At 67.7% G+C, this 19,619-nt stretch carries 14 protein-coding genes and 1 pseudogene; 6 read left to right on the forward strand and 9 right to left on the reverse strand.

The annotated features are described in order from the left end of the window. Window positions 1–67: 67 nt before the first annotated feature. A pseudogene (locus ACP7A5_RS04595) lies at window positions 68–121 on the forward strand (hypothetical protein); the annotation flags it as partial. 82 nt (window positions 122–203) lie between these two features. Here the strand turns inward: ACP7A5_RS04595 and ACP7A5_RS04600 are convergent. Then, window positions 204–1,322 carry an N-acetyltransferase gene (locus tag ACP7A5_RS04600; protein ID WP_426040804.1) on the reverse strand — a complete coding sequence of 373 codons (1,119 nt, stop codon included), beginning with the start codon at window positions 1,320–1,322 and terminating at the stop codon, window positions 204–206. 148 nt (window positions 1,323–1,470) lie between these two features. Here ACP7A5_RS04600 and ACP7A5_RS04605 point away from each other — a divergent pair, with 148 nt between their 5' ends. The 4 genes from ACP7A5_RS04605 (at window position 1,471) to ACP7A5_RS04620 (ending at window position 9,471) form a co-directional block, all read left to right on the forward strand. Then, complete coding sequence (locus tag ACP7A5_RS04605; RefSeq protein ID WP_426040805.1) at window positions 1,471–2,157, forward strand: ImuA family protein; 687 nt, start codon at window positions 1,471–1,473, stop codon at window positions 2,155–2,157. Next, window positions 2,078–3,679: a Y-family DNA polymerase gene (locus ACP7A5_RS04610; RefSeq protein WP_426040806.1), complete on the forward strand. Its 1,602-nt coding sequence runs from the start codon at window positions 2,078–2,080 to the stop codon at window positions 3,677–3,679. Before ACP7A5_RS04605 ends, ACP7A5_RS04610 begins: the two co-directional genes overlap by 80 nt. Then, complete coding sequence (locus ACP7A5_RS04615; RefSeq protein WP_426040807.1) at window positions 3,676–7,026, forward strand: error-prone DNA polymerase; 3,351 nt, start codon at window positions 3,676–3,678, stop codon at window positions 7,024–7,026. The genes ACP7A5_RS04610 and ACP7A5_RS04615 overlap by 4 nt, the downstream gene beginning before the upstream one ends. Before the next feature lie 495 nt (window positions 7,027–7,521). Further along, window positions 7,522–9,471 carry a peptide MFS transporter gene (locus ACP7A5_RS04620; protein WP_426040808.1) on the forward strand — a complete coding sequence of 650 codons (1,950 nt, stop codon included), beginning with the start codon at window positions 7,522–7,524 and terminating at the stop codon, window positions 9,469–9,471. Between the two features lie 147 nt (window positions 9,472–9,618). Here the strand turns inward: ACP7A5_RS04620 and ACP7A5_RS04625 are convergent, their stop codons facing one another. The 3 genes from ACP7A5_RS04625 to ACP7A5_RS04635 form a co-directional block, all read right to left on the reverse strand. Next, window positions 9,619–11,688, reverse strand: coding sequence for a TonB-dependent receptor plug domain-containing protein (locus ACP7A5_RS04625; protein WP_426040809.1), 2,070 nt, complete (start codon window positions 11,686–11,688; stop codon window positions 9,619–9,621). A gap of 115 nt (window positions 11,689–11,803) precedes the next feature. Then, window positions 11,804–13,870: a TonB-dependent receptor plug domain-containing protein gene (locus ACP7A5_RS04630; protein WP_426040810.1), complete on the reverse strand. Its 2,067-nt coding sequence runs from the start codon at window positions 13,868–13,870 to the stop codon at window positions 11,804–11,806. A 121-nt stretch (window positions 13,871–13,991) separates the two neighbouring features. Continuing rightward, window positions 13,992–14,531, reverse strand: coding sequence for a hypothetical protein (locus ACP7A5_RS04635; protein WP_426040811.1), 540 nt, complete (start codon window positions 14,529–14,531; stop codon window positions 13,992–13,994). A gap of 134 nt (window positions 14,532–14,665) precedes the next feature. Between ACP7A5_RS04635 and ACP7A5_RS04640 the strand changes: the two genes are divergently transcribed. Next, window positions 14,666–15,616, forward strand: coding sequence for a TraB/GumN family protein (locus ACP7A5_RS04640; RefSeq protein WP_426040812.1), 951 nt, complete (start codon window positions 14,666–14,668; stop codon window positions 15,614–15,616). A gap of 155 nt (window positions 15,617–15,771) precedes the next feature. On the opposite strand, the gene ACP7A5_RS04645 is transcribed toward ACP7A5_RS04640, so the two are convergent. The 5 genes from ACP7A5_RS04645 to tldD all read right to left on the reverse strand — a co-directional run bounded on the left by ACP7A5_RS04645 (window position 15,772) and on the right by tldD (window position 19,566). Next, a complete protein-coding gene (locus ACP7A5_RS04645) occupies window positions 15,772–16,455 on the reverse strand; it encodes a hypothetical protein (RefSeq protein ID WP_426040813.1) in 684 nt (227 codons plus the stop codon). A 64-nt stretch (window positions 16,456–16,519) separates the two neighbouring features. Further along, window positions 16,520–16,762, reverse strand: a complete 243-nt coding sequence (locus ACP7A5_RS04650) for a hypothetical protein (protein ID WP_426040814.1) — start codon at window positions 16,760–16,762, stop codon at window positions 16,520–16,522. Window positions 16,763–16,848: 86 nt separating this feature from the next. Then, window positions 16,849–17,433: a hypothetical protein gene (locus ACP7A5_RS04655; protein WP_426040815.1), complete on the reverse strand. Its 585-nt coding sequence runs from the start codon at window positions 17,431–17,433 to the stop codon at window positions 16,849–16,851. A gap of 166 nt (window positions 17,434–17,599) precedes the next feature. Then, window positions 17,600–18,019, reverse strand: a complete 420-nt coding sequence (locus ACP7A5_RS04660; RefSeq protein ID WP_426040816.1) for a helix-turn-helix domain-containing protein — start codon at window positions 18,017–18,019, stop codon at window positions 17,600–17,602. Window positions 18,020–18,135: 116 nt separating this feature from the next. Next, complete coding sequence (gene tldD / locus ACP7A5_RS04665; RefSeq protein WP_426040817.1) at window positions 18,136–19,566, reverse strand: metalloprotease TldD; 1,431 nt, start codon at window positions 19,564–19,566, stop codon at window positions 18,136–18,138. Window positions 19,567–19,619 lie beyond the last annotated feature (53 nt).

Raw genomic sequence — 19,619 nt, forward strand, 5'->3', positions numbered from 1 at the left:
TCGGGCAGTAGCGAGGTTGAGCGGAGTCTGGAGACGGTCAGCAGCTATCGCGGTCTGGCAGCGCGCGATGGACCTGGCGGTCCTCCTCTGTGACCTGACCCGCATTTTTCCAGAGCGCGAGCAATTCGGGCTGACGTCTCAAGCGCGACGGGCGTCCGTCTCGGTCGCCGCCGACATCGCCTGCCTGCTGCCTGCAGCCTTTCTCAGGCCGCCCGCCGCTCTTCCCCGGTCACTGGCACAGGTCTCAAACAGATGCCGTAGTCGCCGTCGAAGGGCGTCGGTGACCAGGTGTCGACGCCTGGCGTATCCGGGTCGAACTTCACATGACAATGCCCCCAGCCGCCCTCGCGTCGTGCTGAATCCGCAAGCGGGCCGAGGCGGCGCAGCAGGTCCGGGTTGACCGTCTGTATGCGGAGCTTCGCCGCGCCGAGGCTGCGGGTATTGGCCAGCAGCGCCTGCATCAGGGCCGGAATGGCGCGGGGTTCGTCCTCCAGGGCCATCAGATCGATGATCTCCAGCATCGGCGGCTCGATCGGATTGCCCTTGGACATCATCGCCATGGCATAGCCGCCGATGGCCTTGCCGCGATTGAAGGCCAGCAGCAGGGGGCGCAGGGTCAGGTCGGGGTCCGACAGCCGCCAGCGCAGCATGGCCGGGCTGCGGTCAGAAATCATCCGGCCCTCGGTCCTCAGGGCTTCCCAGAAATCCGCATAGCGCGACCGGTCCGCCAGATCGGTCAGGACGGTCACGCCCGTCGGCAGGTCGAGGGCGTCGGGATCGCGCAGGCGTGGGTTCAGCAGTCGCTCGTGTCGAGCCTGCGTCAGACGCGGGGCGTGGCGGTCGATCTCGCGCCACATCCGTCCGCCGGCGCAGGCCAGGGCGTCGACCCGCCAGGACAGTTTCACATCGTGCGTTTCCGGCGGCCAGGCGACCATGCCGTGGCGGCTGTAGAGCGGGCTGGACGCCGGATTGGCGTTGAAGGTGTAGCGGGCGAACAGGTTCCTCTGGCCCGCGAAGGCGGCCAGCAGTTTCCGGCTGTTGCCACGTGCCCGTGGCGTGACGATGATCGAGAATGCCGTGGCGCCGTGGATCGTCCGGTCGCCTTGGTGGAAACGCTGGACGAAATTGCCCGTGAAGCCGCAGGCCTCGCCGGTGTCGGACTCCAGCAGCCAGCCGGCCGGCGCGTTCGTCTCCTGCAGCGCCGGATTGCTCGCCAGCCAGACCCAGCCGGCTTCCGAGCGCTTGGGCCAGCCCACGGAATGGTGCAGGGCGTTGACGGCGTCGTGGTCCCTCGTGTCGATGGGTCGAACTGAAAAACTCATTGGTCTGGTTCCAGAGCGATACAGGCCGCCCCCTCCACCGGACGTCCCTGCACGAGGCAGGCCAACAAGGACATGCTTGAGTAGAGCGGGCAGGGAATCTTCCCGCCGGAGCGATTCCGGTTTGACTCCGGCGACGGCGGAACAAATAATGAACATGGAGTTTTCTATCGCCATGTCCGCCCGTCCGTCGCCAGAGCCAGAAGCCGTCCCGCCGCCCCTTTCGCGACTCTCCGAAGGGCTGGAGGAGGTGTGCGCGGGCGGTATCCGCGACATGGCGGCGGCCCTGGCCTTCACCCTCGGCCGGGCCGTGGTCGGCGAAGGGCGGGGCGTTGTCATGAGCGCCACCCGGGCGTGGCTGGGTGAGAACGGACGGCCCTATGGTCCCGGCCTGGCGGGCTTTCGGACGCGCGACGCCTTCGTCCTGATCGAGACCCGGACGGAGGCGCTGGCCCTGTGGGCCATGGAACAGGCGCTGCGGTCCGGCGGCGCCGCCCTGGTGATCGGCACGGTCGATGGAGCCGAACTGGCCCAGACCCGGCGGCTGGAATTCGCCGCCCGCGACGGGGGTTGTTCCGGCCTTCTGCTGCGCGCCCGCTCCGGCGACCTCAGCGCCGCGCGTCGGCGCTGGCGCATCACAACTCTTGCGGGCAATGGCGACGCCTTCGACGACCGCGCGCCGGGGCGGATGACGATCCGTGCCGAAATGACCCGCAGCCGGATGGAGCGACCGGGCGTCTGGATGCTGGAGCAGGATGATGAGACGCATCGTCTCCGTCTGGCTGATCGACTGGCCGGTGACGGTCTGGACCCGATCGGCCGGACCCAATACGCCTGAGTCTTCCCGGCCTGACCCGTTCGCGGCCGGGGCAGGTCCGCTGGCCCTGATCCTGCGCACGGCGCGGGGGGCGGTGATCCATGCCCTGAACCCGGCCGCCCGGACCCTGAACCTGTCGCGCGGCCAGACCCAGGCCGACGCCCTCGCCATGGTCCCGCATCTGGTCTGTCATCCCGCCGATCCCGCCGCGGACCTGCGCGCGCTGGAGGCCCTGGCCTTCTGGGGCGAGCGCTGGTCTCCGGCCGTCACCGTCGATCCCTCGGAAGGCGGGCTGGAGGGGCTGTTCCTCGACCTGACCGGCGCGACCCATCTGTTCGGCGGCGAGGACGGGGCGATCGACCGCATCGAGCAGCGTCTGGCCGAGGCCGGCATCCGCGCCCGCGCCGCCATGGCCCCGTCTCCCGGCGCGGCCTGGGCCCTGGCGCGCTGGGGCAATGCGACCCGCATCGCCTCCGACGCGGACGTGCGCGAGGCTCTGGCCCCCTTGCCGGTCGACTCCCTGCGCATCGACGACGCGGCCCTGAAACAGACGCGGCGGTTCGGGCTGAAGCGGATCGGTGATCTCTATCCCATGCCGCGCGCAGGTCTGGCCCGCCGCTTCCGCGACGGCGCCGGGGTCGGTCTGGTCCGCCGTCTGGATCAGGCCCTGGGCGCCACGGCCGAGGCCCTGATCCCCACCCGCGCCCCGCCTCGCTACCGCGGGTGGGAAGCCTATGCCGATCCCCTGACCGACACGGCCGGGATCGAGGCGCGCCTGCCCGGGCTCGCCGAAAGCCTGGCCCGGACCATGGAGAGCGACGGGCAGGGGGCGAGGGCCCTGACCCTGACCGCCTTCCGTGTCGACGGCCGGGCCAGCGCCGTCTCGGTGCGCATGGGGCGGGCGCTGCGTGATGTCTCCATCTGGATGCGGCTGTTCCGCGAGACGGGGATCGAGCGGATCGACCCCGGCTTCGGCATCGACGCCCTGATGCTCACTGCCGACCTGACCGAGCCCATGGTCGCGCTCCAGGTCTCTATGGGCGAGGAGCAGCAGGCGCGTCACGCCGAGGGCATGGCCGCCCTGATCGACCGGCTGTCGGCGCGTCTGGGCGAGGCCTCGGTGCGGGTCGCGACGCCTCAGGGGTCGTGGATGCCGGAGCGGGCCGAACGCTGGGCGCCGGCCCTGACGTCCGCCCCGGTCAGGGACAGGCACGATCCCGGCCGGGCCCGTCCCCTGCTGTTGCTCGACCCGCCCGAGCCGGTTGAGACCCTCGCCGACCTGCCCGACGGCGCCCCGGCCCGGTTCACCTGGCGGCGCGTGACCCGCCGCGTGACCCGCGCTGACGGCCCCGAACGCCTGTCGCCCGAATGGTGGCGTCCCCGCCCGGACGGCCGCCAGTCCCGCACCCGCGACTACTACCGCATCGAGGACGATCAGGGCCTGCGCTACTGGCTGTTCCGCGAAGGCCTCTACGGCGCGGAATACACCGGCGCGAAGGACGAGCGCGCCCCCTCATGGTGGATGCACGGGATGTTCCCGTGACGGGCCGGCCCCACCCCGACTGGAACGGCGAGTACGCCGAGCTCGGCGCCATGACCAACTTCAGCTTCCTCGAGGGCGCCTCCCATCCGGGGGAGATGACGATGCAGGCGAAAGCCCTGGGCCTCGCTGCCGTCGGCGTCGCCGACCGCAACACCCTGGCCGGAATGGTCCGTGCCCTGATGGGGGCCGAGGACCATGCCATCCGTCTGGTCGTCGGGGTCCGGCTGGGCTTTCTCGACGGGACTGAACTGATCGTCTTCCCCCGCGACCGCGCCGCCTACGGCCGCCTGTGCCGCCTGCTGACCCTGGGCAAGAGCGAGGTGCTGGACGGGCCTTCGACCAATGTCGTCCCTCTGCGACCGGATGTCGTCGTGGACGGCGAGCCGCATGAGCCCGCCCCCGACCGCACCGCCAAGGGCGAGACCCGGCTGACCTTCGAACAGGCCGCGGCCCACGGCGAGGGGATGATCGCCCTCGCCGTCGCGCCCGAGGCTCCCGACACGGCGTTCGAGTCCCGCCTCCTGACGTGGCGCAAGGCGTGGCCCGACATCCTCTATCTGGCCGCCCAGCCCCTGTGGCGCGGCGACGACCGGGCGCGTCTGAACCGGCTGGCGGCGATGGCGACCCGGACCGGCGCCCCGATGATCGCCACCAATGCGGCCCTGTACCACCACCCCGACCGGCGCCCGCTTCAGGACGTCCTGACCTGCATCCGCGAGGGGATGACCATCGACGCCGCCGGCCTGCGCCTCCAGGCCAATGCCGAACGCCATCTGAAGCCCGCCTCCGAAATGAGCCGCCTGTTCAAAGGCCACGAGGCGGCGCTGGAGCGGACCATGGAGGTCGTGCGGGCCTGCACCTTCTCCCTGCGTGAGCTCAGCTATCAGTACCCGGACGAACCTGTGCCGGGGGGCTGGTCGCCGCAGGGTTGGCTGATCCGCCTGACCTGCAGGGGCGCCCGCGAAAAATGGCCCCGGGAAAACGGGCCGGTTCCGACCTCCGTGGTCAAGACGATCCGCAAGGAACTCCGTCTGGTCCGGGAAAGGAAATACGCGCCCTATTTCCTCACCGTCCACGAGATCGTCGCCTGGGCGCGGCATCCCGATCGCGACATTCTCTGTCAGGGACGGGGCTCCGCGGCCAACTCCGTCATCTGTTTCTGCCTCGGCATCACGAACGTCGATCCCACCGCTCAGGACATGCTGATCGAGCGGTTCATCTCGTCCGAACGCTCCGAGCCGCCTGACATCGACGTCGATTTCGAACACGAACGGCGCGAGCTGGTCATGCAGCATGTCTATGACCGCTACGGCCGCGACCGGGCCGGCATCGTGGCGACCATCATCCACTACCGGCCGCGCTCCGCCATCCGCGACGTCGGCAAGGCCCTGGGGCTGACCGAGGACGTCACCGCCCGTCTCGCCGACACCGTCTGGGGCTCCTACGGCGCGGAGGTGAAGGACGAACACGTCGACCATGCCGGCGTCAGCCGCGACGATGTCCGCATGAAGCTGGCGCTCGACCTGACCGCCGAGCTGATCCAATTCCCCCGCCACCTGTCGCAGCACGTCGGCGGCTTTGTTCTCAGTCAGGGGCCGTTGTGCGAGATCGTCCCCATCGGCAATGCGGCGATGAAGGACCGCACCTTCATCGAATGGGACAAGGACGACATCGATCATCTGCAACTGATGAAGGTCGATGTCCTGGCCCTGGGCATGCTGACGGCGCTGAAGCGCGCTTTCGGCATGATCGCGCAGAGCTACGGGCGATCCCTGGAACTGCACACGGTGCCGAGGGAGGACCCCGAGGTCTACGAGATGCTCTGCAAGGCGGATTCCGTCGGGGTCTTCCAGGTCGAGAGCCGGGCCCAGATGGCCATGTTGCCCCGGCTGCAGCCGCGCGAGTTCTACGATCTGGTGGTCCAGGTCGCGATCGTCCGGCCCGGTCCGATCCAGGGCGGCATGGTCCACCCCTATCTCAAGCGACGAACGGAGCGTCGGGCGGCGGAGGCGCGCGGGAAGGTCTATGATTTCGAGATGCCGGGGCCGGCCGGCGGCGACCCGAACGAGCTCAGGAATGTCCTTCGCAAGACCCTGGGCGTGCCCCTGTTCCAGGAACAGGCGATGCGGATCGCCATGGTCGCGGCCGAGTTCAGCGGCGGAGAGGCCAACGGTCTGCGCCGCGCCATGGCCACCTTCCGGCACATGGGCACGATCGGTCATTATGAGGATATGATGGTCGGCCGGATGATCGGGCGGGGCTATGAGGCCGGGTTTGCCCGGCGCTGTTTTGACCAGATCAAGGGCTTCGGGGAGTATGGCTTTCCCGAAAGCCACGCCTGTTCGTTCGCCTTCCTCGTCTACATCTCGGCCTGGGTGAAATGCGTCTACCCGGAGGTCTTCGCCGCCTGTCTTCTGAACAGCCAGCCGATGGGATTCTACGCCCCGGCCCAGCTCGTGCGTGACGCCCGCGAGCACGGGGTCGAGGTGCGCCACCCGGACGTCAATGCGAGCGGCTGGGACGCGTCGCTCGAGACTCGGGGCGAGGGTGAGGCCTGCGCCATACGCCTCGGCTTCCGCTCCATCGACGGTTTCCGGGAGGCGTGGGCCGAGACCATCGTTCAGCAACGGGCTATCGCCCCCTTCCGCGATCTGGAGGACCTTCGCATCCGCGCCGATCTTTCCCCTCCCGCCCTCGACCGGCTGGCGGAGGCGGACGCCTATGGATCGCTGGACCTGTCGCGGCGCCGGGGAATGTGGGCGGCCAGGGGGGCGGCGCCGGCGTCGACGGCGCCCCTGTTCGCGGCCATGGGGCTGGACGAGGCGGACGGGGCGCCCCCGGCCGCCCTGCCGCGCCTGACCGATGCGGAGGAGGTGGTCGGCGACTATCAGACCATCCGGCTGTCGCTGAAGGGCCACCCCGTCGCCTTCCTGCGCGAACGGCTGACGCGGGCCGGGGCGATGACGGCCGAGGCCTACAGGACGGCGAAGGACAACCGTCGCGTTTCGGTCGGGGGAGTCGTGCTGGTGCGCCAGCGGCCGGGATCGGCCAGGGGGGTGGTGTTCCTGACCATCGAGGACGAGACGGCCGTCGCCAACCTCGTCGTCTGGCCCGATGTGTTCGAGCGGCTACGCCCCGTCGTCATGGGCGCGCGTATGGTTCTGGTCACCGGCAAGGTCCAGCGGGCCGAGGGGGTGGCCCATCTGGTGGTCGAGGACATGGTCGACTGGACGCCCATGCTGGGCCATCTGTCCACGGACCAGACGCCGGGATCGGGCCACGCCCCGACGCGGGGACGGCACCCGCGGGACGTGCGCATCCTGCCGGGGTCGCGGGATTTTCACTAAAAAGTTCCCTCTCCCCCTTGCGGGAGAGGGAGAGCGCGCACGGCGGCGACAGCCGTCGTTCTGGCGCGATCGGCTGAGGGGTGACTCCCGTCGTTGAAGATTTGCGCCGACAAATCCCTCACCGGCCAGGCCGGAGTCACCCCTCATCCGGTCCCCCGTAACGCGAAAGCAGGGGGCCACATCGGTTCCGGGCGACCGCCCGGGCTCCGCCGGCTTCCCCACCCATTCACAGCGGACGAACGATGACTCACGTCCAACCTTCTCCCTCCCCCTCGGGGGAGCAAAAGCGCCCGCGACCCCGGTTGACCTGCGTTCATCGCCGCCTTGTGACGGTTCGATTATCCATAAGGCTTGTCCGGTCTTGCCCGGCGTGCTGCTTATGCCAGCTTGTGCGCGTCCGTTCGGCGCGATGTTAGGGAGTGGGCGGTTGATCAAGACCGACGAGGGAGCCGCAAAAGGGCTTCGACGACTTGTGAACAGTGCAGGAGGTCAGGCGTGAACATCGTCATCCTTCTGGGGGTGATCATCACCCTGGCGACCGGGCTTCCGGTCCTGCTTCAGATCCTCAAAACCCACCCCAAGGGGCTGCTGGTCTGCTTCTTCGCCGAGATGTGGGAACGGTTCTCCTTCTACGGCATGCGCGGTCTGCTGATCTTCTATCTGACCCAGCACTTCCTCTTCGACGACGGTTTCGCCTCGGGCCAGTACGGCTCCTACGCCTCCCTCGTTTACCTGTTGCCGCTGATCGGCGGCATCGTGGCCGACCGTTACATCGGCACGCGCAAGGCGATCATGTTCGGGGCGGTCCTGCTGGTCGCCGGTCACGGCCTGATGGCCTTCGAGGGCAATCCCGCGACCCAGAGCCTGACCTATGGCGGCGCCGTCTATGACATCCAGATCGACGGACGCGGCGACACCCAGACGTCCCAGGTCGTGGTCGGCGGACAGCCGTACCACTTCACCCCCGCCGACGGCGGCGGCCTGACCATCACCGACCTGCCGGCCGGATCGGTCGTCCCCGGCACGCTCGCCGAAGGCAGCTACGAGCTGACCGCCGCGCGCGATCCGATGGGCGTCAACATCTTCTACCTGTCCCTGTCCCTGATCATCATGGGCGTCGGCTTCCTGAAGCCGAACATCTCGACCCTGGTCGGACAGCTCTATCCGCAAGGCGATCCGCGTCGGGATTCCGGCTTCACCCTCTATTACTACGGCATCAATCTGGGGGCCTTCTGGGCCGCCGTGCTGTGCGGCCTGCTGGGCCAGCGTTTCGGCTGGAGCTGGGGCTTCGGCCTGGCCGGCATCGGCATGTTCGCCGGCCTGATCGTCTTCTGGCTGGGCAAGCCCCTGCTTCAGGGCAAGGGCGAAAGCCCGTTCCCCGACCTGATCAAGAAGCCCGTCCTGGGTCCGATCAACCGCGAGGGGTTGATCTATATCCTCGGCTTCGTCGGCGTCGCGGCCCTGTGGTTCATCGTTCCGAACCACGAACTGGTCGGAACAGGACTGATCCTCTCGACGATCGCCTCGCTGGCCTTCATCACCTGGTTCATCGGCTTCAAGCTCAAGGGCGACAAGGTCGCGCGTGAGCGGATGATGCTGGCCATGGTCCTGGTGTTCGGCTCGGTGATCTTCTTCACCCTGTTCGAACAGGCGGGCACCTCGCTGAACCTGTTCGCCGACCGCAACGTCGACCTGTCCCTGACCAGCCAGGCCTACACCTTCCTCGGCATCCCGGTGGGCTCGCCGGACCAGGTGGCCGCCGCGGGCTTCTCGACCTCGCAGTGGTGGGGCTGGATCGACACCTCGATGTCGGCCTCCCAGACCCAGTCGTTCAATGCGGGCTTCATCCTGATCTTCGCGCCGGTCTTCGCGGCGCTGTGGGTCTGGCTGGCCAAACGCAAGATGGACCCCAACCCGGTGGTCAAGTTCGGCCTGGGCATCATCCAGGTCGGCCTCGGCTTCCTGATCGTGGTCTGGGGCGCCCAGTCGGGCCTGGTGGACGACGCCTTCCGCACCCCGATCGTGCTGCTGGCGCTGCTCTACATGTTCCACACCCTGGGCGAGCTGTTCCTGTCGCCGGTCGGACTGTCGGAGATCACCAAGCTGTCGGTGCCGGCCATCGTCAGCTTCATGATGGCCGTCTGGTTCATGGCGTCTTCGATCGCCCACTTTGTCGGCGGCATCATTGCGGGCGCCGCCGGGACCGAAACCGTCGGCGGCCAGGTTCTGGATCCGGAGGTGGCGCTGAACACGTCCCTGGCGTCCTTCAACCTGTTGGGCCTGTGGGGCGTCGGCATCGGCGTCGCCTTCATCGTCGCCAGCGTCTTCATCTCGAAATGGTCGAACGGCGTGAATGACCCGGACAACCACCCGGGACCGTCGCTGACCGATCGGGGCACGGAAGACGGCAGCGTCGCTCGCCCCGGAGCCACCACGACGGGCTGACCGCCTGTCGGCAAGACAAAGGGCGGCGTCCTCGCGGACGTCGCCCTTTTTCACGCAAGGAGCTAGGAATTAATTCGTTCCGCGGCTCTTGTGTCGCGAAACCGGGCCGCCCTCTGTCGTGACGGTCTTTGACATCGCCTGCCGACCCTAAAGGGTCTTGCGAATCTGGATGAACAGCCAGGGGCTCATCCTGGCGCCCCGCTCCTCGCGGAACGAAAGAGGGGCGCTGTTGCGCGGGCCGGAATAGACGAGGCGTTCGCGGCGCTGCTCGCGGTCGGTGGCGTTGCCCAGGTCGAGACGGACGGTCAGGTCGGGCCGGGGCTTCCACTGGCCGTAGACGGTCACGAACGGTTCTTCCTCGATGTTGCGCACTTCGCGGATCCGGTACTGGACCGGGTCGTCGAGATTGCAGCCGTGCTGGAACCCATAGGACCAGCGGCCGCCCCCCAGATCCTGATTGAAGTCGATGCCACACCCGAAGGCGATCTGGCCCGAGAAACGGCGCCCTTCGCCGGTCAGAGGATCTGTCACGCTGGACTGGGAGACGGTGGCCCTGGCCACCAGGCGGGCATTGGGCAGGCCCAGCCGATCCATCGGCAGCGTGACCGCAATCTGCTGATAGCTGGACGAACCATCGCCAATGTTTCCGACGGCCTCGAAGCCGCCGGTCAGGGGAATGACGTCGATCAGGTCTTCCCAACGCTTGATCTGGGCCGTCAGGGTCAGGGCGCCCTCGCCCCAGAAACGGCGCTCGTAGACGGCTTCAAGAACCCAGGCCTTGGCCGGCTCCAGTTCGGGGTTGCCGCCCTCGACCTGGTTCAGATCGACGTCGGCCGAGGCGACGAAGTCGCCGAAGTCGAGCTGGCCGATCTCGCGTTCGGCGCGCAGACGAAACTGGTGGTCGGCGACCGGGGTCCAGGTCACCTGCAGGCGCGGCTTGGGATAGACGAAGGTCCTGGTCAGGTCGCTGTCGCCCGACTGGCTGATCTCCGACACCTCGACCCGCAGGGCCGCCTCGACGGTCAGCCTGGGATCGGGCCGCCAGCTCGTCTGGCCGAAGACCTCGCCGCGCAACTCCTCGACCTTCACCGAGGCGGAAGGCAGCGCCACGGGGACGCCGTTCTCGACATAGGTCGTGGCGCTGTCGAGGAAGTTGTAGGCCGCCTCCCCGCCGCCTTCGAAGGCCCAGCGATCTGACGGGCGGAAGCGCAGGACGGCCCGGCCGATGGTTTCACCGGCTGTTCCTTCGCCACCGAAGGCGACGCTGTTCAGGCCGGAGAAGGAGCGCGATTCGTCGTTGTCGACCTCGTAGCGCTGCAGACCGGTCAGTTCCAGCTCCGCGCGCTCACCCAGGGCACGCGCCCAGTTCAGGCCCAGTTCCGCCTCGACCTCGTCGCCTTCGTTCTCGACCCTCTCGTTCCGGCCGGCTCCGGTGCGGATCAAGGTGTCAATCGAGTTTTCAGCCTTGTTCCAGCCCAGCACGCCGTTGACCCTCAACCGGCCGCCGCCGGTCAGTCCCTGCCAGGCGGCTGTGCTCCGCACATTGCGGAACCGGTCCCAGCGGTCGAGATCGGCGGTCTGGATCGGGACGCCCGCCGCGTTGTAGCGACGACGATAGCCGTCGCCGGTGTCGTCGGTCCGGTCTGTGGTGGCGCTCAGCGAGGCCTCCAGCTGGCTTTCGCCCTCACGGCGGGACCAGGACGCCTGAAGCAGCGGCCCCAGGTGGCCGTCGGGATAGACGTAGGTATTGGCTTCCAGAACGGTCTGGATCTGAACCGTGCGCTTCAGCACGACATTGGCCACGACCGAGCGGCCCTGCATGTCGATGCCAGGAGCCCCGCCCCGGATGAGTTCGATTCGCTCCACGCTCGCAGCGGAGATCCGACGGAGGATCCCATCCAGACTGTCGGACTTGGAGGAGGGGCGGTCCCCGTCGATCAGGACGTTACCGGCGGCGCCCGCGAAGCCCCGGGTGTTGTTGTTGCCCGTGTCCAGGCCGAAGCCCGGCAGGCGGGCGATCATGTCCAGAGCCGTATTCGGACTGCCGTCTGCGAAGAAGGCGGGTTCGAAGACGAGGACGCCCTGTTGCACCGTATCGACGGCTGGCGCGTCGCTTTGGGCGGCGGCGGCGGCGGCGGCGGCGGCGGCGGCGGCGGCGGCGGCGGTGAACGGAGCCGCGACGAGTATCGTCGTCGCCAGCAAGAGCGCCTTGGTCATATGGAATCCCTCTTCCTGAAAGGACCCTTACGGCCGGCTTCGTTCACCGCCAGTTACAAGCGGTTCAGGTGGAAAAGATTGCCGAAAGAGTCGCGGCGATGCTGTGGCGGAGCGCTCAGAAGGTCTTCCGCACGCGGATCTGCCAGAAGGTTCTGGGGTCGATCGGGCGCACTTCGGTGAAAGCGATGGGCCGCGCGGGAGTCCGGTCCGCATACTGGATCCGTTCGACCTGGAAGTCGTTCCAGACGTTGACCTTGACCATGACCGAGAGGGTCGGGGTCGGCTTGTATTCGACGAAGCCCTCGAAATAATCGCTGCCGGTGAAGCCAGAGGTCTGGTCGGGGTCGTATGAGAACTGGCGCAACCCTTCGAGATAGGTGGCCGACCAGTTGACCTTCCAGCTGGTGATGTCCTGGGAGATGGTGAAGCCGGGCTGCGAGGCGCGCACGCCGGAGATCTGGCGCTCACTGCCTGTGGTGGGATCGGTGACGGCCGTGTTGTTCCAGGTGTTGCGGAAGGCGAACTGCCCGCCCGAGAAGCCGGTCCAGTCGAGCGGCACGACGACGTTGACCGCCAGTTGGTCCAGTGTGCCGTCACCGATATTGCCGGTCGCCGACAGGTTGCCGGGCAGGGGCAGGCGGTCGATCACGCCGATGATCTCATCGTGCCGGTAGCCGACCGAGACGATGCCGTCGCCGAGGAATCGGCGTTCGTAGACCAGTTCGGAGATCCAGCGCTGTTCCGGCTCCAGATCGACGTTGCCGCCGAAGACCTGGTCGTCGCCGAGGTCAGCGGATGCGGCGAAGTCTCCGAAGTCGAGCTGGCCGAGCTCACGCTCGAAGCGGAAGCGCAGCTGGTTCTGGGGCATGGGCGTCCAGGTCACCTGAACGCGTGGCTTGGCGAAGAAGAAGCTTTTCTCCTGATCCGCATCGCCCGACTGGGTGATGGTCGAGGCTTCCAGCCGCAGGCCGCCCTCGATGGTCAGGTTCGGTCGGACGCGCCAGGTCGTCTTGGCGAACAGCTCGCCCCGGGTCTCCTCGACCTTTATCTGGTCGGACGGAAGCGGAACGGCGACGCCGCCCTGGAGGAAGGCCTGATCGACCTCCAGCATGTTGTAAGCCACCTCGCCGCCGCCCTCGATGGTCATCGACGACGACCGTTCCCAGCGCAGCAGCGAGCGCAGGATGGTCTCCGAGGAGCTGCCTTCGGATTCGAACCGTTGCTCCGGGCTGACGACGGCGCCGACACGGTTGTTGGAAAGCGACGCGTTTTCGAAATCGCCCCATTCGCGGATGAAACGCGTTTCCGACACCAGGCCCTGACGTAGCGGACGGGTGAAGACGGCGCCGACCTCGCCGCTCGTGCCTTCCTCGTCGAAGCGGTTCTCGCGCAGGGTGCCGGGCGCGTCCTGGCGGCTCCACTGGCTGTAGTCGTTCTGGCCGACCCGGCCCGTCAGGTCGATCTTGCCGCCCAGGAAGGCGTTGGCATAGTTGCCGCGAATGCTCTGTCCGCCGCCCTGCTGGTCGTTGAAATAGCCCTCGTCACGCAGGATCGTGCCGTCGGGACGGGTACGGATGACGCGGCCGACGCCGTTGGAGTCGTTGACGCTGACGCCGTCCGACAGGGTGAAGCCCATGACCCGTTCGCCGTCGCGGGCGGTGAACTGATAGCTGCCGTTGGCGGCGTCCTGGCCCCCCTCGAACAGGAAAGCCGTGCCGGTCAGGATATGTTCGCGGCTGGACTGGGTCCTGGTGATCACGTTCACGACGACCGAATAGCCCTGCATGTCGATCCCAGGAGCGCCGCCGCGAATCAGTTCGATACGCTCGACCTGGGCGACCAGGGTGCGGCCGAGGACGTTGGAGCCGGCGTCGTTCTTGGACGCGGGGCGGGCACCGTTGATCAGAATATTGCCGACGGCGCCTTCGAAGCCACGCGAACCGTCGCCATCCTGGACCGAGAAGCCGGGGATGCGATTGACCATGTCGAGCGCCGTGTTCGGGCGCTGGCCGGCGAAGAAGCCGGGGGTGAACACCAGCACGCCCTGCTGGCTGGGGTCCGCAGTGGGAGCCTGAGTGGCCGAAGCCGGGGAAGGGGGCGCACTTTGCGGCGCGGTCTGCGCCAGAGCGCCGCCGGCGCTGAACATGATGGCCGTCGTGGCCAGAAGAATGGTCTTGGTCATCGCCTGGGGTTCCCCTCGTTGCTGGAGAGAGGTGTGACGACCGGCCGCATTCATCTCCAGTTACAAGCTGGACAGGTGGATTAAATCTCCGACAGCATTACAGGGCCGCAATCTTCGTGGCTTATTCTGGCGAATACTGGAGCGGTTCAGTGTCTTCATTGGCGGCAGTCGATGCAGGACTTTGCGTAGCGGCGATTTCCAGCCGGTGCCAGCGTAGCGCGCGCTCCCCGGCGTAGTCCGGGCGGGGAGTGTCGAAGCCGAAGGCGCGGGATCCGTCGGCCAGGGGATCGGCGGGCGGCGTGGCGACCTTGATGCCCCCCCTGTCGATGACCGGTGTCGGCATGGGCATGCGAGGGGTGGCGTCGCCCAGGGACTCATCGCCGATCCAGGCGGGCGGCGGCAGGGTATCGTCGAGTGGCCGTTCGACGATCCGTTCCAGGGCGGCGCGGTCGAAGCCGTCATTGAGGGCGCCGACCTCCATGGTCTCGCCGGGCAGGACCTCGTGTTCGACAGGGGGGACCACGGCGATGGCCAGGCCCCGGCCGAGCGCCCGACCCGTTTCCGATCCGCCCAGCATGAAGGCGCCGGTTCCGATGACGCCGACCATGGCGACGGCGGCGAGGCCGAGGCGAACCTCGGTGCGGGACAGGGGATGGGCCATGGCGGTCGGGACCTGACGGAAGGATGCGGCGTTAGCGGAACACGGCGGCGGCGGCGCGGTTCCGCCACCAAGGCCACGCTTGAGCCACAACCGATCCCGATATTCCAGTTCGGACATACGGAGAGAATTCGGACATGCGGAAATGGCTCACAGGGCTGGCGCTGCTTGCGACCCTCGCGGGGGCCGCGCCTGCGTTTGCCCAGGATCCCGTCTCCCGGGACGAAGACCGGGTCGAGGATGTCGTGGTCATCGCGCGCCGGGCGGGCGCACCGATGTGGACGGTGAAACGGGGCGACAGCACAGTGATCCTGGTCGGATCGATCCGGGGCCTGCCGCGCGACTTCCAGTGGCGGCCCGAGGCACTGGAAGAGGCGACGGGACGGGCCGACCGAATCCTCTATCCACCCTATGCCCGTGTCTCCGCCGGTGACTTCATGCGTCTGCTCTGGCGCAGCCGCACGATCACGCGATTGCCGGACGACACGACATCGGCGGACCATCTGCCGGTCGGTCTTCAGGCGCGTCTCGAGGCCGTCATGGTCGGGGAAAGGAACGAGGACTGGCGCCGCCGGAGCTTCCTGATCACCAGCGACGACCTGCTGAAGCGGGCGGGGCTGGTGCGGGGCGGACGCGACGCCGACGACGTCGTCCGGGGCGCGGCCCGACGCGCCGATGTTGAGGTCGAGGCGGTCGGCTTCGTGCGGGGCGACGAGATCATCGACAATCTGATCACCCAGTCGCCGTCCGCCTATGAGCCCTGCATGGCCGCCAGCATCGCGGCGGCCGAGGCGGGCGGCGGCCTGTTCGCGGAACGGGCCGACGACTGGCGCAGCCTGCGCGTGGCCGAGGTGATCGCCAACCCTCTGGATGTGGCGCTGGGCCAGTGCTGGCCATGGGGCGATCCGACGATCGGGCCGCAACTGCGAGGGCAATGGCTGACGGCCCTGTCGACGGCGCTGGACGCGCCGGGCGTGACCCTGGCCGTCGCCCCGCTGCGCCTGCTCGCAGAGCCCGGCGGGGTGCTGGACGGACTGGAGGCGGACGGCCTGGACGTGCGGGGGCCGGACTGGACGGCGGAACCCTGACCGGACTCCAAAACACAGTCCGAAGCGACCGAAGCGACCGAAGCGTCCGGACATCCGAAGGGATGGCGAGTTCAAGACCGTAACCGGTCACTCCTAGCAGGTCGCGGCGTCAGATCCGGTCGTGGGCCCCTGGACCATCGTCCGTCCGGTCGACGTTATCGTGCGATCAGCAACGGCCCCAAAGCCGATCCGGCCGGGACCGGCGTGGCCCAGACGGAGCCGTCGGATCGCCAGCCCGTGTCGATGTTGAAGGCGATCTCCCGTTTGGCGGTGGCGACGAAATCGATCAGCAGGCCGGGACCGAAGGCTGTCTGCACGATTGCGCCGGGCGGCGTCGAATCGGTGGCGAAAAGCGCCAGGATCCGATCGGTCGGGGCGAGCATCCCCATGGCGTGACCGTGCAGAGGGAAGACGCAAAAGGGAGCCATCTGGTCCGCGATCGTCCGGCACAGGCCCCAGGTCCAGGCCTGATCGTCCCTGTTGATCAGGGCGGCGGTGTCAGGCAAGCCCGAGACGGTGGCCGTCAACTGCCGACCGTCGTTCAGCAAGGCCGTCTGGCCCAGCGCGGTATCGACCTGCGCGCCGACCACGACGACGGCGTTCGGCTCGATCTCCGTAGACGACAGATAGATGTTCAGCGCGTCTTCGAACGTGAGCGTCGTCGTCTGCAACAGGCGCGTTCGCCTCAGCCAGACCAGCGGCGCGCCGCCCGCCGTCCCTGGGGCGCCAGACGCGAAGGGGCCGTGCCGGACGGCGGCGAACAGATAGAGGGCCATGTCCTCCCGGTTCAGCGACTGGACCGTGTGCGGGGACAGGGTGATCGTCAGATGGCGGGTCACAGCGCTCTCCGGAAGGACATGGAAGCGAGAGCGTCGGGGCGGATCGGGCCCGCCCCGACCGACCTCAGTAGACGCAGGACAGGCCGGAGGTTGAGTTGTTGAAGATCGCCAGGGTGTTTCCGTTCACCGGCAGGACGAAGCTGTGAACCTGATTGCCGGCGAACGGGACGACCACCGGCCCCTGGGCGGCCAGGGTGTAGGTGACGTTGCCTGTCGCAGGATTGGTTGTGGTCGCCGTGACGTTACCGGGGATGATGCCGCCGGCGAAGGCGTGCTGCTGTCCCTTGAGGATGATGGTTTGGGGCATGATTGTGATCCTTGATGAGAGGGAGAGAAAAAAGGACGCGGACGTCCGATGGGGGCGACCGCCCGCGTCAGGTCGGTCAGCAGGGGTCAGGCGTCCTCGATCAAGAGGGGCACCAGGCTCTCGTTCGCCTTGACCGGCACGCCCCAGGTGCCGCCGTCCCAGGCCCAGCCCTTGTTGATGTCGAAGGAGACGGCGCGGGTGTTGTCGGCGGTCAGGTCGATCAGCAGGCCCGACGCATAGGCCTTGTAGATCACCGTGCCGGTGTTGACGGTGTTGGAGGCGAAGGTCAGCAGGACCTTCTCGATCGGCACCACGACATCCAGCATGTTGCCGTGCAGGGGGATGGCGCACATCGGATTGGCTGACCCGTTGTTCATCTGCGAGATGCCGGCCGTCAGGGGCATGCTGGACTGATTGAAGATGGAAATCGCCAGCGGCGTGCCTTCGCTGACCGGAGTCAGGTTCTGGTCCTCATCGACATTGGCGGTCTGGCCCAGATTGATGTCGACATTGGCGCTGGCGTCGATGACGCCGTTCGAGATGATCTGATCCGTCGAGATGTAGGCCTGATACTGCTCGGTCCATTTGACCCTGGTGGTGTTCAGGAAGTTCAGATCGGTGAACCAGACCCGCGGCGCCGACCACGGTGCTCTTGACGGCCTTGAACCCATACAGGGCGTAGCCGCCGTCCTTCAGCTCTTTGACGGTCTCGGGGGACAGGGAGATATCGATTTCATAGGGCGTGGACATGGCGGATCTCGTGGCGAAGGGTCGCCCCGGCAGGGCCGGGCGTGGATGGCGAAATGCAATCCATGCGATAATCGTCGCCGCTATTTACTACTTTAGGTAGGATTGTTCCTTGTGTCCCGCACACGAAAGCGGGCGACCTCTTGCGCGCGGCGCTTCAGGGGGGGGGGCACGGACGGGTTTGAGAATTCTGACGAGGCCGGCCAGCGCGTCGATCGCTTCAGAGGCGCGATCTTCGGACAGGTCCGCCAGAAGCTCTCGGGTCAACCGATCGAGCTTCGCCTCCTCGTCCCGGTGGGCATGGACATGGCCGCGCCCGGTCAGGAGCCAGTCCAGAGAGACATCCAGCGCGCGACAAAGTTTGACGGCGTTGTCCAGCGAGATCGATGGACCCCGGCGCCATCGGCTGATGGCGCTTTCATCGACGCCCAGCTCGACGGCCAGCGCGTATGACTTGTGAATCCTTTGCGCTTTCAGCGCCTGATCCAGTCGTTCCTTCCAGCCCTGCATTGTTCAAACCCCGCATCGCGCCGCGTCCCGAGGCATTCGGGCCGACCTGCAGGACCATAGAACATTTGGTGAACGTCAGGGAGGCACAAGGCGAAGACGGGTGTGTCGGGGACGTCTCAGACCGCCGTGCCACCGACGGTCAGGCCGCCGATCTTGAGCGAGGGCTGGCCGATGCCGACCGGCACCCCCTGGCCTGCCTTGCCGCAGACGCCGACGCCGGGGTCGAAGGCGAAGTCGTCGCCGATCATCGAGACATTGGTCAGGGCTGTTGCGCCGTCGCCGATCAGGGTCGCGCCGCGCACGGGGGCGGTGATCTTCCCGTCCTCGATCAGATAGGCCTCGGTGCACTGGAAGACGAACTTGCCGTTGGTGATGTCGACCTGGCCGCCGCCGAAGTTGGCGGCATAGAGGCCTCGTTTCGTCGAGGCGATCATGTCGGCCTGCTTATCCTTGCCGCCCTCCATGAAGGTGTTGGTCATGCGCGGCATGGGCTGGTGGGCAAACGACTGGCGCCGGCCGTTGCCGGTGGCGCGCTGGCCCAGCTGACGCGCCGACAGACGGTCGTTCATCAGCCCGACCATGATGCCGTCCTCGATCAGCACAGTGCGCGAGGTCGGGGTGCCTTCGTCATCGACGCTGAGTGACCCTCGCCGGCCGGCGATGGAGCCGTCATCGACGATGGTGACGCCGGGGGCGGCGACGCGCTGGCCCATCATGCCGGAGAAGACCGACGAGCCCTTGCGGTGGAAATCACCCTCGAAGCCGTGGCCGATCGCCTCGTGCAGCAGGACGCCGGGCCAGCCGGCGGCGAGAACGACATCCATCTCTCCGGCCGGGCAGTCGACGGCCTCGAGATTGACCAGGGCGCCGCGCAGGGCCTCATCCACCTGGGCTTGCCAGCGGTCGGGCGTGATCCAGTTTTCGAACCCGGCCCGGCCGCCGGCTCCGTTGGACATGGTCTCACGCCGGCCGTCCTTCTCCACCGTGATGGAGACGTTCAGCCGCACGAGCGGGCGCACGTCGCGCACGGTCAGGGCGTCGGCCCGCAGGATCTCGATGGCGCGACGCTCGCCGACGATGGAGGCCGAGACCTGGACGACGCGCGGGTCGCGGGCGCGGGCCCAGGCGTCGATCTCCTGCAGCAGGGCGATCTTGTCAGAGAAGGCGGGCGAGGCGAGGGGATCAACCGCGTCGTAGAGCTTCTGGTTGGTGGCGCGGGGCCCCTCGGCGGAGACGCCGGCATGGCCGGACTTGGCCAGCGCCGCCGAATCGGCGGCGCGTCGGAGGGCGGCCGAGCTGATCTCGTTGGCGTGGGCGTAGCCGGCGGTCTCACCAGCGACGACGCGCAGGCCGAAGCCCTCGGTGGCGTCATAGGCGGCGGCCTTCAGACGGCCGTCGTCGAAGACGAGCGATTCGGACTCGGAGCGTTCGAGGAACAGTTCGCCGTCGTCGGCGCCCTGCAGCGCCTCCCGGAGGATCGACAGGGCTTCGTCAGGATCGACGCCCGAGGTTTCGAGCAGGGGCGGCGGGGGGATGTGGACGGTCATCTCATATAGGTAGGCGCTGGGGCGTCGGACGCCAATCCTCCCCCGTCGGGGGA

Origin of the sequence: Brevundimonas sp. TWP2-3-4b1, from assembly GCF_049897665.1 — a bacterium.
Taxonomy (GTDB): domain Bacteria; phylum Pseudomonadota; class Alphaproteobacteria; order Caulobacterales; family Caulobacteraceae; genus Brevundimonas; species Brevundimonas subvibrioides_B.